Raw genomic sequence first — 13778 nt, 5'->3', positions numbered from 1 at the left:
TATACCCCGGTTTTTTTATTTGTGACGCTTACGAAGATTCTCTATCACCGCCGTCAAATCCAGCTCCTGATCCTGCAGCAGCACCAGCAGGTGATACATCAAATCAGACGCTTCATTCGTCAGTTCCTCGCGGTCATGCACCGTCGCGGCCAGCGCGGTCTCAACGCCTTCTTCTCCTACCTTCTGTGCGATACGCTTGGTTCCGCTGGCGTACAGCTTCGCGGTATAAGAACTCTCCGGATCCGCCGTTTTACGCTCTGCCAGCAGCTGTTCCAGTTGATACAGGAACAACCACTGGTGGCTCGTCTCACCGAAGCAGCTGCTGGTGCCCTTGTGGCAGGTCGGCCCGATCGGATTGACCAGCACCAGCAGGGTGTCGTTATCGCAGTCAGGCGTTATGCTGACCACATTCAGGAAATGACCCGAGGTTTCCCCTTTGGTCCACAGACGCTGTTTCGTGCGCGAGAAAAACGTCACTTTGCCGCTGTCGATCGTTTTTTCCAGCGCGTCCTGGTTCATATACCCCAGCATCAGCACTTCGCCTGAGACGGCATGCTGGACAACTACCGGCAGTAATCCGTCCGTTTTTTTCCAGTCCAGCTGCGCCTGTTGTTGCTCTGTTAACATACCCTGATCTCCACGCCCTGGTCGGCCAGGTACGTTTTTAGCTCACCAATATTAATAATCTGTTTGTGGAACACGGACGCGGCCAGCGCACCGTCCACGTTGGCATCGCGGAAGGCTTCGAGGAAGTGCTCCATGGTGCCCGCGCCGCCGGAGGCGATCAGCGGAACGTGGCAAACCGCACGGACTTTTTTCAGCTGCTCGAGATCATACCCGTTACGCACGCCATCCTGGTTCATCATGTTGAGGACAATCTCGCCCGCGCCACGCTTCTGCACTTCCTGCACCCAGTCGAGCGTTTCCCACTGCGTCACGCGGGTGCGGCTTTCATCTCCCGTATACTGATTGACGTGGTACTTGCCCGTTGCGGCGTCATACCAGGTGTCGATCCCAACCACAATACACTGCACGCCAAAACGATCGGCAAGGCGGGTGATCAGCTCCGGGTCGGCCAGGGCAGGGGAATTGATGGAAATCTTGTCGGCACCAAACGAGAGAATTTGGGCCGCATCGTCAGCGGATTTAATCCCGCCCGCCACGCAGAACGGAATATCGATCACTTCCGCCACGCGAGCTACCCAGCTTTTGTCGACTACGCGGCCATCGCTGGACGCGGTAATATCGTAGAACACCAGCTCGTCTGCGCCTTCATCAGCATAGCGTTTTGCCAGCGGAACGATGTCGCCAATGATCTCGTGGTTGCGGAACTGCACGCCTTTCACGACCTGGCCGTCACGTACGTCCAGGCAAGGGATTATCCGTTTTGCCAGCATTGAATCGCCTCCGTCACAGTAAATTTACCTTCCAGCAGGGCTCGGCCTACAATCACGCCCTGTACGCCCGTTCCGCGCAGCGCGGCAATATCGTTTAAATCACCAATTCCGCCCGAAGACTGGAAGGCTACCTGCGGATAACGCGCACAGACCTCTTCATACAGCGAGACGTTGGAGCCCGCCAGCGTGCCGTCGCGAGAGATGTCCGTGCATAACACGTGCTTCAGGCCAACGGGGAGATACATCTCGACCAGCGCTTCCAGCGTCACGCCGGAGTTTTCCTGCCAGCCGCTGACTGCCACCTGCTTATTACCCTGTTCATCAATGCGCACGTCCAGCGCCAGTACCAGCGCGTCGGCGCCAAAGCGGCGGAACCAGCCTTTTACGATCTCAGGCTCTTTCACGGCGGTTGAACCGACCACCACGCGTGCTACGCCCGCGTCCAGCAGCGCCGCAACGTCATCTTCCGTACGCACGCCGCCGCCGACCTGTACCGGCACATCAACACCGGCGACCAGATTTTTCAGCAGGGGGATCTGTCGCTTCGCCGGGTCTTTCGCGCCCGTCAAATCCACCAGATGCAGCACCTGAGCACCCTGGGCGGCATAATCCTGCAGACGCGGCAGCGGGTCGTTTCCGTAGTCGCGCTGCTGGCCATAATCGCCCTGGTGGAGACGAACAACCGTGCCGTCAATTAAATCTAAAGCGGGAATAATCATCACATCTCCAGGAAGTTTTTCAGCAGCTGCGCGCCTGCGGCGCCAGAGCGCTCCGGGTGAAACTGCACGCCGAAGAAATTGTCTTTCTGTACGGCCGCGGTAAACGCCTCGCCGTAGGTGCACTGGGCGATCGTATTCACGTTCACCGGCATGGCGTAGCTGTGCACGAAGTAAAAATACGCACCGTCTTCAATGCCGCGAAAAAGCCTGTCGCCCGCTTTGGCGTACACGCGGTTCCAGCCCATATGCGGCAGAGGCAGGCCGTGATCGGTCATTTTCGGCACGTCTTCGTCGATAATGCCCAGCAGGTCAACGCCGTTGCTCTCTTCGCTGCGGCGGCCCAGGATCTGCATGCCCAGGCAAATCCCCAGCACCGGCTGGGTACAGGCTTTGATCAGATCGACCAGCTCGCGTTCGCGAATCTGATCCATCGCGGCCTGCGCGGTTCCCACGCCCGGTAAAAAGAGTTTGTCTGCACGCAGCACCACGTCCGGGTCACGGCTGACCACCGGCTCGTAGCCGTGGCGCGCAATCGCCGACTTTACGGAGTTCAGGTTGGCGCATCCGGTATCCAGAATCACCACGTTCATTACAGGACTCCTTTTGATGAGGGCAGGGCATCGCCTTCCACGCGGATTGCCTGGCGCAGCGTTCGGCCGAAGGCCTTGAACAGACTCTCTACGCGGTGGTGGTCGTTCTTGCCTTTGGTCTTCAGGTGTAGCGTCAGGCCCATGGTGTAGGACAATGAACGGAAGAAGTGCTCCACCATTTCGGTGCTCAGATCGCCCACGCGCTGGTAATTGAAGTCTGCTTTATATTCCAGGTGCGGGCGACCGGAGATATCCATCGCACAGCGCGCCAGACACTCGTCCATCGGCAGGACAAAGCCAAAACGGTTGATGCCGCGTTTATCACCGAGCGCCAGCTTGAGGGCTTCACCCAGCGCCAGGCCGGTATCTTCCACGGTGTGGTGATCGTCAATATAAAGATCGCCTTTTACCGTGATCTCCATGCGGAAACCGCCGTGGGTGGCAATCTGGTCCAGCATGTGGTCGAAGAAACCCACGCCAGTGTGGATCTTGCTGCCGCCTTCGCGGTCCAGCCAGACCTTCACATCAATCTGCGTCTCTTTGGTGTTACGTTCAACGTGCGAGTAGCGGTCACGTTTTGTCAGCTGTTCGCCAATCATCGCCCAGTTAAGGTTGTTACGGTCGTAGCGAAGCCCCACGATGCCCATGTTTTCCGCGAGCGTAATATCAGTGATGCGATCGCCGATGACATAGCTGTTGGCCTTATCCAGCACATCCTCTGCCAGATAGCGCTCGACAAGCTTCACCTTTGGCTTACGGCAGTCGCACTCGTCGGCTGGCATGTGCGGGCAAATCAGCACTTCATCAAACACCACGCCCTGAGAGGTCAGCACCTGCATCATTAAATTATGCGGGCCGTCAAAGTCTGCCTGCGGGAAGCTTTCGGTACCCAGACCGTCCTGGTTGGTGATCATCACCAGCTTGTATCCGGCTTTTTGCAGCTTAAGCAGCACCGGGATCACGTCGGGTTCGAACGCCAGCTTGTCGAATCGGTCGACCTGAAAATCAGCTGGTGGTTCCGAAATAAGGGTGCCATCACGATCGATGAAAAGGATCTTCTGGGTCATACTTTCTCCGCTTTCAGGGCGTCAATCACGCGCTGGCTCTCTGCACGGGTGCCTACGGTAATGCGCAGGCATCCGCTCAGAGAAGGTTGTTTATTCTGGTCTCGTAAGATAATGCCCTGATCCCATAAAGATTTAAATACGGCGCTGGAAGCGGTAAAGCGCACCAGGATGTAGTTGGTTTCCGAGTCGAACACCTGCTCCACGCACGGGATATCTTTCAGGGCCGTCACCAGGTACTGACGCTCTTCCAGAATTTGCGCCACGCGTTCACGCATGGCGTTGATGCCCTGCGGCGCCAGCGCCTGTGCGGCAATGTCGGCAACCGGCGTGGAGAGGGGGTACGGAGCGATCACCTTCAGCAGCAGGTCGATGACCTCTTTATTGGCCAGCGTAAAGCCGCAGCGCAGGCCTGCGAGGGCGAAAGCCTTCGACAGCGTACGCAGCACCACCAGGTGCGGATACTCTTCAATCCAGCCTGCCAGCGTCGCCTGCGGGCAGAACTCGATGTAGGCTTCGTCGGCCACAACCAGGGCTTTACCGCGCGTCATCTCCAGCAGGGTGCGGATATCCTGTGGGTTAATAATCTGTCCGGTGGGGTTGTTCGGGCTACAGACAAACACGACCTTTACGCCGTCAAGATTGTCGGCAATGCCCTGCAGATCCAGCTGCCAGTTCTCCAGAGAAAGTACGTTGCGGCACGCCACCCCGAAGGTTTCCGCGCTGACGCTGTACATGCCGTAGGTCGGCTGGCAGTACATCACCGCATCTTTGCCCGGCTCGCAGAAGGCGCGGATCAGCAGTTCAATGCCCTCATCCGCGCCGCGGCTGACCAGCACCTGCTCCGGCTTCACGCCCGCGTACTGCGCGTAGTTTTCAATCACCGCTTTTGGCTGACACTCCGGATAGCGGTTCAGCGTTTGCTGCGACAGCTCAAACTGCACCGCCGTTGGATATTCGTTGGCGTTCAGCCAGACATCCCCTTTACCGCCCAGACGACGCGCAGATTGATAGGGCGTCAGGCGACGGACATTTTCGCGGGCTAATTCTTCAATGTTCATGCTTGCTCCTTCAGGGCTGCAACGCGCAGCGTAACGGCATTTTTGTGGGCGGTCAGGCGCTCGGCGGCGGCCAGGGTTTCAATAGTAGACGCCAGTGAGGCAAACCCTTCGCGGGAGAGTTCCTGCACGGTCATGCGTTTCTGGAAATCCGCCAGGCCCAGGCTGGAACAGGTTGAGGTATAGCCATACGTTGGCAGCACGTGGTTGGTGCCGGAGGCGTAATCGCCCGCAGACTCCGGTGACCAGTCGCCGAGGAACACCGAGCCCGCGCTGGTAATGCTGTCGACCAGATCGCGCGCGTTGCGGGTCTGAATAATCAGGTGCTCCGGGCCGTACTGGTTAGAAATGGCAATGCACTGGTCCAGGTCGCGCGCCACAATCAGGCGGCTGGCCGCTAACGCCTGGCGTGCCGTGTCGGCGCGGGGCAGGTCGGCAAGCTGACGCTCCACGGCTTCGCCTACGCGTTTTGCCATATCGGCATCCGGCGTAAGCAGGATGACCTGCGAGTCCGGGCCGTGTTCCGCCTGGGAAAGCAGGTCGGACGCCACGAAGTCCGGCGTGGCGCCGCTGTCGGCAATCACCAGCACTTCAGACGGACCGGCGGGCATATCGATGGCCGCACCGTCCAGACGCTGGCTGACCTGGCGCTTAGCTTCGGTCACGTACGCATTTCCCGGGCCAAAGATTTTGTCGACCTTGGGAATGGATTCTGTGCCGAACGCCAGGGCTGAAATCGCCTGCGCGCCGCCCACTTTATAGACCGCCTGCACGCCGCACAGCTTCGCCGCGTACAGGATCTCGTCGGCAATCGGTGGCGGCGAGCAAAGCACCACTTTCTGACACCCGGCAATGCGTGCGGGAGTCGCCAGCATCAGTACGGTGGAGAAAAGCGGGGCAGAGCCGCCGGGAATATAGAGACCGACGGAGGCAACCGGGCGGGTTACCTGCTGGCAACGTACGCCGGGCAGAGTTTCCACATCTACGGTCTGCAGCTTTTGCGCGGTGTGGAAAGTATCAATGTTTTTCACCGCAACGGCCATCGCCTGCTTGATGTCGTCGCCCAGACGATCGCTGGCATCAATGATTTCCTGCTCGGTTACCCGTAATGCGCCAACTTCCGTCTTATCAAACTTTGCGCTGTATTCCCGCAGCGCGTCATCGCCGCGGGCTTTGACGTTATCCAGGATCTCCGCAACGGTGCGCGAGATGCTTTCAGAGGCGGAAATTGCCGGGCGCATCAGCAGCTCGCGCTGCTGTGCGTCGCTACAGGTATTCCAGTCGATGATTGTGTTAAAGCTCATGGCCATTACTCCATCATCTTCTCAATCGGCAGCACCAGGATGGAGCTTGCGCCCAGCGCCTTCAGTTTTTCCATGGTTTCCCAGAACAGGGTTTCGCTGCTCACCATGTGCATCGCCACGCGCTGCTGATCGCCCGCCAGCGGCAGGATGGTTGGACGCTCGGCGCCAGGCAGCAGGGCAATCACTTCATCCAGACGCTCGGTCGGGGCGTGCATCATGATGTACTTGGACTCACGCGCCTGAATCACGCCCTGAATACGGGTCAGCAGTTTGTCGATCAGCTGCTGCTTAGCGTCGGCCATCTCGCCGTCACGCTGAATCAGGCACGCTTTGGAGCGGTAGATCACTTCCACTTCGCGCAGACCGTTCGCTTCCAGCGTCGCGCCGGTAGAGACGAGGTCACAGATGGCATCCGCCAGACCCGCACGCGGGGCCACTTCAACAGAGCCGTTCAGCAGACAGGATTTAAACTGCACGCCTTTCTGATCCAGATAACGCTTTAACAGGTGAGGGTAGGAGGTGGCGATACGTTTGCCGTTCAGCGCGGCCGGACCGTCCCAGGCTTCATCAACCGGCGTCGCCAGCGACAGGCGGCAGCCGCCGAAGTCCAGACGACGCAGGGTGAAGTAACGTGGGTCTTCGCCCTGCGCGCGGCGGGTCAGCAGCTCTTCTTCCAGCACGTTTTCCCCGATGATGCCGAGGTCAACGACGCCATCCATGACCAGGCCGGGAATATCGTCATCACGCACGCGTAGAATGTCGATGGGCATGTTTTCAGCCAGAGCAATCAGGCGCTGGGTGTGCAGGTTAATTTTAATCCCGCAGCGGGCCAGCAATTCGCGTGAATCGTCACTCAAACGGCCTGATTTTTGAATAGCTATGCGTAAACGTGAGTTATCTAACATTCTTTATTCCTCGTTAACCTGTTTTAACCTGTCTGAATTCGGTCCAAAAAAAAGCCCCCGGAAGAAGATCTTCCGGGGGCTTTCTCATGCGTTCATGCACCACTGGAAGATCCAAACGTCTTCCAGCACACATCGCCTGAAAGACTAGTCAGGATGATGGTGATGATGGTGGTGTTTAAATTGAACGCGTGTCATATAAATTCTCGATGAATGCTTATTCATTTGATGTCTTTTAACGTAAACCAGTTGTACGACATATTGCAAGGGCTTTTTTTGATCATTAATTCATTTCATATTGATGCTATGAATTGTGTGTTCTGCCGGGCTGGCGTAGCCTTATAAAAGACGAGTGAGAGTCAGGAGAATTCGCATGAAAAAGGTCGCGATTGTCGGTTTAGGATGGCTGGGAATGCCGCTGGCGATGTCATTAGCCGCGAAAGGCTGGCAGGTGACCGGGAGCAAAACCACGGCGGATGGGGTAGAGGCAGCGCGCATGTGCGGTATTGATGGCGTTGAACTGCGTCTTGAACCGGAACTGGTGTGTGATGCTGACGACCTGGACACGCTGATGAACGTCGATGCGCTGGTGATCACTCTCCCCGCACGGCGCAGTGGCCCGGGCGAGTCGTTTTATCTGCAGGCGATGCAGGAGATTGTCGACAGCGCGCTGGCGCACCATGTTCCCCGCATCATTTTTACCAGCTCGACCTCGGTCTATGGTGAGGTTGAGGGCGTGGTGAAAGAAAATTCCGAGCGCCGTCCCGTTACGGCCAGCGGTCAGGTTCTGAAAGAGCTGGAAGACTGGCTGCATAATCTTCCCGGCACGCAGGTTGATATCGTACGTCTGGCGGGGCTGGTGGGCCCTGGCCGTCATCCGGGACGCTTTTTCGCCGGGAAGTCTGCGCCAGATGGCCAGCATGTTGTCAATCTTGTGCATCTTGACGATGTTGTTGCCGCGATTGAGCTACTCTTACAGGCTCCGAAAGGTGGACACATCTATAATATATGTGCACCGTCTCATCCGGCGCGCAGCACGTTTTACCCGCTGATGGCACGTCAGCTGGGCCTGGCGCCGCCGGTCTTTGGTGAGGCAAAGGATGACAGTAAAGGCAAAATTGTTGATGGCAATCGCATTTGTCATGAGCTGGGGTTTGAGTATCAGTATCCCGATCCGCTGGTGATGCCCATGGAATAAGTCCCGCAGCGGAGACGATCGCACACCAGAAGGGGGCGAGCATGAAACCGCTGCTGGATGTTCTTATTATTCTGGATGCACTGGAAAAAGAGGGGAGCTTTGCCGCTGCGTCGGCAAAGCTCTACAAAACCCCATCTGCGTTGAGCTATACCGTTCAAAAACTGGAAAGCGATCTCAATATCCAGATCCTCGATCGCTCTGGGCACCGCGCGCGGTTTACCCGTACCGGGCAAATGCTGCTGGAAAAGGGACGCGAAGTCCTCCATACCGTTCGTGAACTCGAAAAACAGGCCGTAAAACTCCACCAGGGCTGGGAAAACGAGCTGGTGATTGGCGTGGATGATACCTTTCCCTTTTCTCTCCTGACGCCGCTGATTGAAGCCTTTTATCAACACCACAGCGTGACCCGACTCATTTTTATAAACGGCGTGCTGGGAGGCTCCTGGGATGCCTTAACTCAGGGTAGGGCGGATATTTTTGTCGGTGCACTCCACGAGCCTCCCCAGTTGAGCGAGTTTGGTTTTGCGCGTCTGGGCGTGCTGGAGCAGGTGTTCGCCGTGGCGCCCCATCATCCGCTGGCTCAGGAGCCTGAGCCGCTTAACCGCCGCGTGATTAAAGGCTACCGCGCGATTGTGGTGGGGGACAGCTCTCGTCCGGAATGTGCGGTTTCCTCGCAGCTGCTTGACGAGCAGGAGGCTATCACCGTTTTCGACTTTAAAACCAAGCTGGAGCTGCAAATCAGCGGCCTGGGTTGCGGCTATTTACCCCGCTATCTGGCACAGCGGTACATTGACAGCGGTGCGCTTGTTGAAAAACAGGTACTTGCTCAAAACAGCCATGAATCGGTATGGGTGGGCTGGAATGAACAGACCTCCGGGCTGGCCAGCGCCTGGTGGCGGGACGAAATTTTAGCAAATAGTGCTATCGCCGCTGTATATGCTCAGGGCAGTGTCGAGAAATCAGCCAGTTAGGAAAAAGAAAATTACCCGCTGCGTTGCAAAGTATTGCCTTTTGTATCCGATGTGGGGCAAAATGCCGCCGCTGCAACCAAATGAATAATCGACGATATAAAAGGCGTCGGTTATTTTTTTTTGCATGTACGAAACGAAACTAAAAACCAAGAGGCCGGGCTTCGTACCGGATAGATATTTACTAAAATCCGACAGTTGTTGTCGCTGAGGAAGAAAGAAATGGGGCAATTTTTCGCTTACGTGGCGGTTATTACCGTAAAGGAGAATAACTATGTCGCATAACGCAACTCCAAACACCTCTCGCGTGGAATTACGTAAAACGCTTACGTTGATTCCGGTTGTTATGATGGGCCTGGCCTATATGCAACCAATGACGCTGTTCGATACATTCGGTATCGTATCGGGCCTCACCGACGGTCATGTGCCGACGGCTTATGGCTTCGCGCTGATTGCGATCCTCTTTACCGCGCTGAGCTACGGTAAGCTGGTGCGTCGCTATCCGTCTGCCGGTTCTGCCTACACCTATGCCCAGAAATCCATCAGCCCGACGGTTGGCTTTATGGTGGGCTGGTCTTCGCTGCTCGACTACCTGTTCGCGCCGATGATCAACATTCTGCTGGCAAAAATCTATTTTGAAGCGCTGGTGCCGTCGATTCCATCCTGGATGTTCGTCGTGGCGCTGGTGGCCTTTATGACGGCCTTTAACCTGCGCAGCATCAAGTCCGTTGCCAACTTTAACTCCGTTATCGTTGTGCTTCAGGTTGTCCTGATTGCCGTTATTCTTGGCATGGTGATCTATGGCGTGTTCCACGGTGAAGGCGCTGGCACGCTGGCGAGCAGCAAACCGTTCTGGTCTGGTGATGCGCATGTGATCCCGATGATTACCGGGGCAACCATTCTGTGCTTCTCCTTTACCGGTTTTGACGGGATCAGCAACCTGTCTGAAGAAACCAAAGATGCAGAGCGCGTGATCCCGCGCGCCATCTTCCTGACGGCGCTGATTGGCGGTCTGATCTTTATTTTCTCGACCTATTTCCTGCAGCTGTACTTCCCGGATATCTCTCGCTTCAAGGATCCGGATGCGTCTCAGCCGGAAATCATGCTCTATGTGGCGGGTAAAGCGTTCCAGGTCGGCGCGCTGATCTTCTCCACCATCACCGTACTGGCGTCCGGTATGGCCGCGCATGCAGGCGTTGCGCGTCTGATGTACGTAATGGGCCGCGATGGCGTATTCCCGAAAAGCTTCTTCGGCTACGTGCATCCAACATGGCGTACCCCGGCGATGAACATTATCCTGGTCGGTGCGATCGCGCTTCTGGCGATTAACTTTGACCTGGTGATGGCAACGGCGCTGATTAACTTCGGTGCGCTTGTGGCGTTTACCTTTGTTAACCTGTCGGTTATCTCTCAGTTCTGGATCCGTGAAAAGCGTAACAAGACGCTGAAAGATCACTTCCAGTATCTGTTCCTGCCGATGTGTGGTGCCCTGACCGTAGGTGCGCTGTGGGTTAACCTGGAAGAGAGCTCGATGGTGCTTGGCCTGATTTGGGCGGGTATCGGCCTGGTTTACCTGGCCTGCGTCACGAAGAGCTTCCGTAACCCGGTTCCGCAGTACGAAGACGTCGCGTAATGACTCGCCGGGTGGCGCTAGCGCTTACCCGGCCTACAAAACAACACTCCCTTAGGCCCGCGTAAGCGAAGCGCCACCGGGCAAAAAAAAAGCCGGAGACATCGCCTCCGGCTTTTTTATACCCATCGATCAAACTATCTCTTGCGCGTACTGGAACAGGGATTTCAGCAGCGCCTGTTTCTCTGCATTCCCTTCATATTGGCCATAAAGCATTTCCAGCTCCTGTGCGTAGCTGTGCAGATACTCTGGCGTAAAGACGTTGCGACGGTGCTGCAGCCAGCGTTCCTGCTCTGCTTCATCCAGGGTTCCCGGGTAGTTACGCGCGCGGTAATTAAACATCAACTTTTCAATGCGTTTATCGGCGAAGGTGATATCCAGCGCCGGTAAGTTACGCGGCTCGGTTTGCAGAACGATATTCATTGCAGCGCGATCGGCATCGCTGAAGAAACCATTATAGAGCTGGGCATCCACGTTTTCTGACGGTACGAACGGCTCGGCTTCGGCAAAAATGGCGACCACCTTCTCGCGCACCTGCGGGTTTTCGCGCAGCACTTTCAGGTTATCGAGGCAGTGCTGCCGGTTAATGCCCAGCCTGTCTGCATCTTCCGGGCGCAGCGTATTGGCCTGCGCCAGGACCGGACATTTATTGATATGCACCAGTTTGACCGGCACCGCAGGCAGATCGCCGAGTTCATTCTTCGGCGTGTACAGCCGTTCGCGCAGGGTATCGCTGTCGAGCTCCAGCAGCGGCGAAATATCGCCGGCCAAATCCACCATAATCACCGCATTGCGGTTGTCCGGATGCCAGGCCAGCGGGGCGACCCAGCTGGTATTACCGCGCCAGGCGCCAAACATGCCGGAAATATGCACCAGTGGCTTCATCTGCGGCACATCAATCAGCGTGGTCAACTTCTGTTTACTGCGGTGGCTCAGCAGATACTCGAACAGTCGTGGCTGCGCGCTTTTCACCAGCTTCGCCATGGCAATGGTGGCATAGACGTCCGCCATCGCGTCGTGGGCATTGCTGTGCTCAATACCGTTGGCGCGGGTCAGGTGTTCCAGCCGGAAGCTGGTCAGCCCTTCCTCATTTTCCGGCCAGTTAATGCCTTCGGGACGCAGGGCGTAGCAGGCGCGCATGATGTCGAGCAAATCCCAGCGCGAATTGCGGTTCTGCCAGCTCCAGGCATAGGGATCGTAGAAGTTACGATAGAAGATATTGCGCGTCACTTCGTCATCGAAGCGGATGTTGTTGTAACCGACCACGCAGGTATTGGGGACGGTAAACAGGTCGTGGATGCGTCGGGCGAATTCTGCCTCGTTAACGCCTTTTTCCCGCGCTTCCTGAGGAGTGATCCCGGTGACCATCACCGCGCCGGGCTGCGGCAGGTAGTCATCCGCAGGCTTGCAGTAAAAGACCTCTGGCTCGCCAATGATGTTAAATTCGTCGTCGGTACGGATGGCGGCAAACTGCGCCGGTCGGTCCAGCGCCGGGTGAGTGCCAAAGGTTTCATAGTCATGAAATAAAAAAGTCGGGCGAGCGGCAGAGTCAGACACCAGTAATACCATCCTGTTAAAAAATGACGTCACTATGGTAAACGATCGTGCGGTCGAGACCGAATAAAAAGCACCTCCGCGTTGCAGATTTGCGCGCCAGCTTCAGAGAAAAATCTGCGTTCTGTCACATTTTTTTGCAATTAAGCCAGGTAACGACATCAGAACTCCCGTAAAAAGGTCATCGATTTTTAATGACCTGAGGATATACCGTTGAAACGCCGTCTGTTTATTGCTGTTTCTTTACTCGCTTCGAGTGTCTCATCTGCTTTTGCGGCCGAACCACTGGATTTTTCGCCGCAGCCTCCGGCCATTCAGGCTGGCTCCTGGGTGCTGATGGATTACACGACTGGTCAGATCTTAACGGCGGGCAACGAACATCAACAACGCAATCCGGCGAGCCTGACCAAGCTGATGACGGGGTATGTGGTTGATCGGGCCATTGATAGCCACCGCATTACCCCGGACGATATTGTCACCGTAGGACGCGATGCCTGGGCAAAAGGGAACCCGGTGTTTGACGGTTCATCGCTGATGTTCCTGAAAGAAGGCGATCGCGTCTCCGTGCGCGACTTAAGCCGCGGCCTGATTGTCGACTCTGGCAACGACGCCTGCGTGGCGCTGGCCGATCACGTGGCGGGCGGTCAGCCGCAGTTTGTGAAGATGATGAACGACTACGTGCAGAAGCTGAACCTGCGCGATACGCATTTTGAAACCGTCCACGGGCTGGATGCGCCGGGCCAGCACAGCTCGGCCTATGACCTGGCCGTACTCTCCCGCGCCATCATCCACGGTGAGCCCGAGTTTTATCATATGTACAGCGAAAAGAGCCTGACCTGGAACGGGATCACCCAGCAAAACCGTAACGGCCTGCTGTGGGATAAAACCATGAACGTGGACGGGCTGAAAACAGGGCATACCTCGGGGGCGGGTTTTAACCTGATTGCGTCCGCCGTTGACGGCCAGCGCCGGTTAATCGCGGTAGTGATGGGGGCGGACAGCCCGAAAGGGCGCGAAGACCAGGCCCGGAAACTGCTGCACTGGGGTCAGCAGAATTTCGATACGGTGCAGATCCTGCATAGCGGTAAAAAAGTGGGGACAGAGCGTATCTGGTACGGCGATAAGGAGCAGGTGAAACTGGGTACCGACCAGGACTTCTGGTTGGCCCTGCCGAAAGCGGAAGTGCCCAACATCAAAGCCAAATACGTACTGGATAAAAAAGAGCTGGAAGCGCCGATTGCCGCGCACCAGCGGGTTGGGGAGATCCAGCTCTACGACCGCGACAAAGTGGTGGCGCACTGGCCGCTGGTGACGCTGGAAGCCGTTGATAAAGGCGGCCTGTTCTCTCGCCTGAGCGATTATCTGCACCACACGCTCTAACGGCAGATGAGCAG

15 protein-coding genes and 1 other annotated feature are annotated in these 13778 nt (G+C 56.6%); of the genes, 5 read left to right on the top strand and 10 right to left on the bottom strand.

From position 1 onward, the window contains the following. Nucleotides 1–15: 15 nt before the first annotated feature. From hisIE to hisL, 9 genes are all read right to left on the bottom strand, one after another. Nucleotides 16–627, bottom strand: a complete 612-nt coding sequence (hisIE, locus tag OTG14_RS10810; protein WP_061714813.1) for a bifunctional phosphoribosyl-AMP cyclohydrolase/phosphoribosyl-ATP diphosphatase HisIE — start codon at nt 625–627, stop codon at nt 16–18. After that, on the bottom strand, nt 621–1397 hold the full coding sequence (gene hisF / locus OTG14_RS10805; RefSeq protein WP_048029350.1) for an imidazole glycerol phosphate synthase subunit HisF: 777 nt from the start codon (nt 1395–1397) through the stop codon (nt 621–623). The genes hisIE and hisF overlap by 7 nt, the downstream gene beginning before the upstream one ends. Continuing rightward, a complete protein-coding gene (hisA, locus tag OTG14_RS10800) occupies nt 1379–2116 on the bottom strand; it encodes a 1-(5-phosphoribosyl)-5-[(5-phosphoribosylamino)methylideneamino]imidazole-4-carboxamide isomerase (RefSeq protein ID WP_257260741.1) in 738 nt (245 codons plus the stop codon). The genes hisF and hisA overlap by 19 nt, the downstream gene beginning before the upstream one ends. Beyond that, nucleotides 2116–2706, bottom strand: coding sequence for an imidazole glycerol phosphate synthase subunit HisH (gene hisH / locus OTG14_RS10795; RefSeq protein WP_032646447.1), 591 nt, complete (start codon nt 2704–2706; stop codon nt 2116–2118). Before hisH ends, hisA begins: the two co-directional genes overlap by 1 nt. Beyond that, the gene (gene hisB / locus OTG14_RS10790; RefSeq protein WP_267215050.1) at nt 2706–3773 is read right to left on the bottom strand and encodes a bifunctional histidinol-phosphatase/imidazoleglycerol-phosphate dehydratase HisB; all 1068 of its coding nucleotides are present in this window, start codon (nt 3771–3773) and stop codon (nt 2706–2708) included. The genes hisH and hisB overlap by 1 nt, the downstream gene beginning before the upstream one ends. Next, nucleotides 3770–4831 (bottom strand): histidinol-phosphate transaminase, encoded by a 1062-nt coding sequence (gene hisC, locus OTG14_RS10785; protein ID WP_267215049.1) that lies wholly within the window; start codon nt 4829–4831, stop codon nt 3770–3772. Before hisC ends, hisB begins: the two co-directional genes overlap by 4 nt. Beyond that, nucleotides 4828–6132 carry a histidinol dehydrogenase gene (hisD, locus tag OTG14_RS10780; RefSeq protein ID WP_267215048.1) on the bottom strand — a complete coding sequence of 435 codons (1305 nt, stop codon included), beginning with the start codon at nt 6130–6132 and terminating at the stop codon, nt 4828–4830. Before hisD ends, hisC begins: the two co-directional genes overlap by 4 nt. Nucleotides 6133–6137: 5 nt before the next feature. Further along, the gene (gene hisG / locus OTG14_RS10775; RefSeq protein ID WP_000886595.1) at nt 6138–7037 is read right to left on the bottom strand and encodes an ATP phosphoribosyltransferase; all 900 of its coding nucleotides are present in this window, start codon (nt 7035–7037) and stop codon (nt 6138–6140) included. Between the two features lie 45 nt (nt 7038–7082). After that, nucleotides 7083–7206, bottom strand: a sequence feature (His leader region). Then, a complete protein-coding gene (gene hisL, locus OTG14_RS10770; protein WP_001364200.1) occupies nt 7182–7232 on the bottom strand; it encodes a his operon leader peptide in 51 nt (16 codons plus the stop codon). Its footprint overlaps the feature before it by 25 nt. Nucleotides 7233–7407: 175 nt before the next feature. Between hisL and OTG14_RS10765 the strand changes: the two genes are divergently transcribed. From OTG14_RS10765 to plaP, 4 genes are all read left to right on the top strand, one after another. Then, nucleotides 7408–8232 carry an SDR family oxidoreductase gene (locus OTG14_RS10765; protein ID WP_032646443.1) on the top strand — a complete coding sequence of 275 codons (825 nt, stop codon included), beginning with the start codon at nt 7408–7410 and terminating at the stop codon, nt 8230–8232. A 41-nt stretch (nt 8233–8273) separates the two neighbouring features. After that, nucleotides 8274–9203 carry a LysR substrate-binding domain-containing protein gene (locus OTG14_RS10760; protein WP_024908071.1) on the top strand — a complete coding sequence of 310 codons (930 nt, stop codon included), beginning with the start codon at nt 8274–8276 and terminating at the stop codon, nt 9201–9203. Nucleotides 9204–9422: 219 nt separating this feature from the next. Next, nucleotides 9423–9485, top strand: a complete 63-nt coding sequence (gene yoeI, locus OTG14_RS10755) for a membrane protein YoeI (RefSeq protein WP_099458931.1) — start codon at nt 9423–9425, stop codon at nt 9483–9485. After that, nucleotides 9475–10833: a putrescine/proton symporter PlaP gene (gene plaP, locus OTG14_RS10750; RefSeq protein WP_008499462.1), complete on the top strand. Its 1359-nt coding sequence runs from the start codon at nt 9475–9477 to the stop codon at nt 10831–10833. The genes yoeI and plaP overlap by 11 nt, the downstream gene beginning before the upstream one ends. Nucleotides 10834–10962: 129 nt before the next feature. Here plaP and sbcB read toward each other — a convergent pair whose 3' ends face one another. After that, on the bottom strand, nt 10963–12399 hold the full coding sequence (gene sbcB / locus OTG14_RS10745; RefSeq protein ID WP_425340243.1) for an exodeoxyribonuclease I: 1437 nt from the start codon (nt 12397–12399) through the stop codon (nt 10963–10965). 198 nt (nt 12400–12597) lie between these two features. Here sbcB and dacD point away from each other — a divergent pair, with 198 nt between their 5' ends. Next, the gene (gene dacD, locus OTG14_RS10740) at nt 12598–13764 is read left to right on the top strand and encodes a serine-type D-Ala-D-Ala carboxypeptidase DacD (protein WP_032646438.1); all 1167 of its coding nucleotides are present in this window, start codon (nt 12598–12600) and stop codon (nt 13762–13764) included. Nucleotides 13765–13778 lie beyond the last annotated feature (14 nt).

The sequence above is a fragment of the Enterobacter pseudoroggenkampii genome, from assembly GCF_026420145.1.
Taxonomy (GTDB): Bacteria; Pseudomonadota; Gammaproteobacteria; order Enterobacterales; family Enterobacteriaceae; genus Enterobacter; species Enterobacter pseudoroggenkampii.
Note: the sequence above shows the minus strand (reverse complement) of the source record. Positions and strands in the feature narration are given on the sequence as shown.

Bases quoted from the DNA above. Each gene is read 5' to 3' on its own strand.
- hisIE (WP_061714813.1), bottom strand. From the start codon at position 627: ATGTTAACAGAGCAACAACAGGCGCAGCTGGACTGGAAAAAAACGGAC.
- hisF (WP_048029350.1), bottom strand. From the start codon at position 1,397: ATGCTGGCAAAACGGATAATCCCTTGCCTGGACGTACGTGACGGCCAG.
- hisA (WP_257260741.1), bottom strand. From the start codon at position 2,116: ATGATTATTCCCGCTTTAGATTTAATTGACGGCACGGTTGTTCGTCTC.
- hisH (WP_032646447.1), bottom strand. From the start codon at position 2,706: ATGAACGTGGTGATTCTGGATACCGGATGCGCCAACCTGAACTCCGTA.
- hisB (WP_267215050.1), bottom strand. From the start codon at position 3,773: ATGACCCAGAAGATCCTTTTCATCGATCGTGATGGCACCCTTATTTCG.
- hisC (WP_267215049.1), bottom strand. From the start codon at position 4,831: ATGAACATTGAAGAATTAGCCCGCGAAAATGTCCGTCGCCTGACGCCC.
- hisD (WP_267215048.1), bottom strand. From the start codon at position 6,132: ATGAGCTTTAACACAATCATCGACTGGAATACCTGTAGCGACGCACAG.
- hisG (WP_000886595.1), bottom strand. From the start codon at position 7,037: ATGTTAGATAACTCACGTTTACGCATAGCTATTCAAAAATCAGGCCGT.
- OTG14_RS10765 (WP_032646443.1), top strand. From the start codon at position 7,408: ATGAAAAAGGTCGCGATTGTCGGTTTAGGATGGCTGGGAATGCCGCTG.
- OTG14_RS10760 (WP_024908071.1), top strand. From the start codon at position 8,274: ATGAAACCGCTGCTGGATGTTCTTATTATTCTGGATGCACTGGAAAAA.
- plaP (WP_008499462.1), top strand. From the start codon at position 9,475: ATGTCGCATAACGCAACTCCAAACACCTCTCGCGTGGAATTACGTAAA.
- sbcB (WP_425340243.1), bottom strand. From the start codon at position 12,399: ATGGTATTACTGGTGTCTGACTCTGCCGCTCGCCCGACTTTTTTATTT.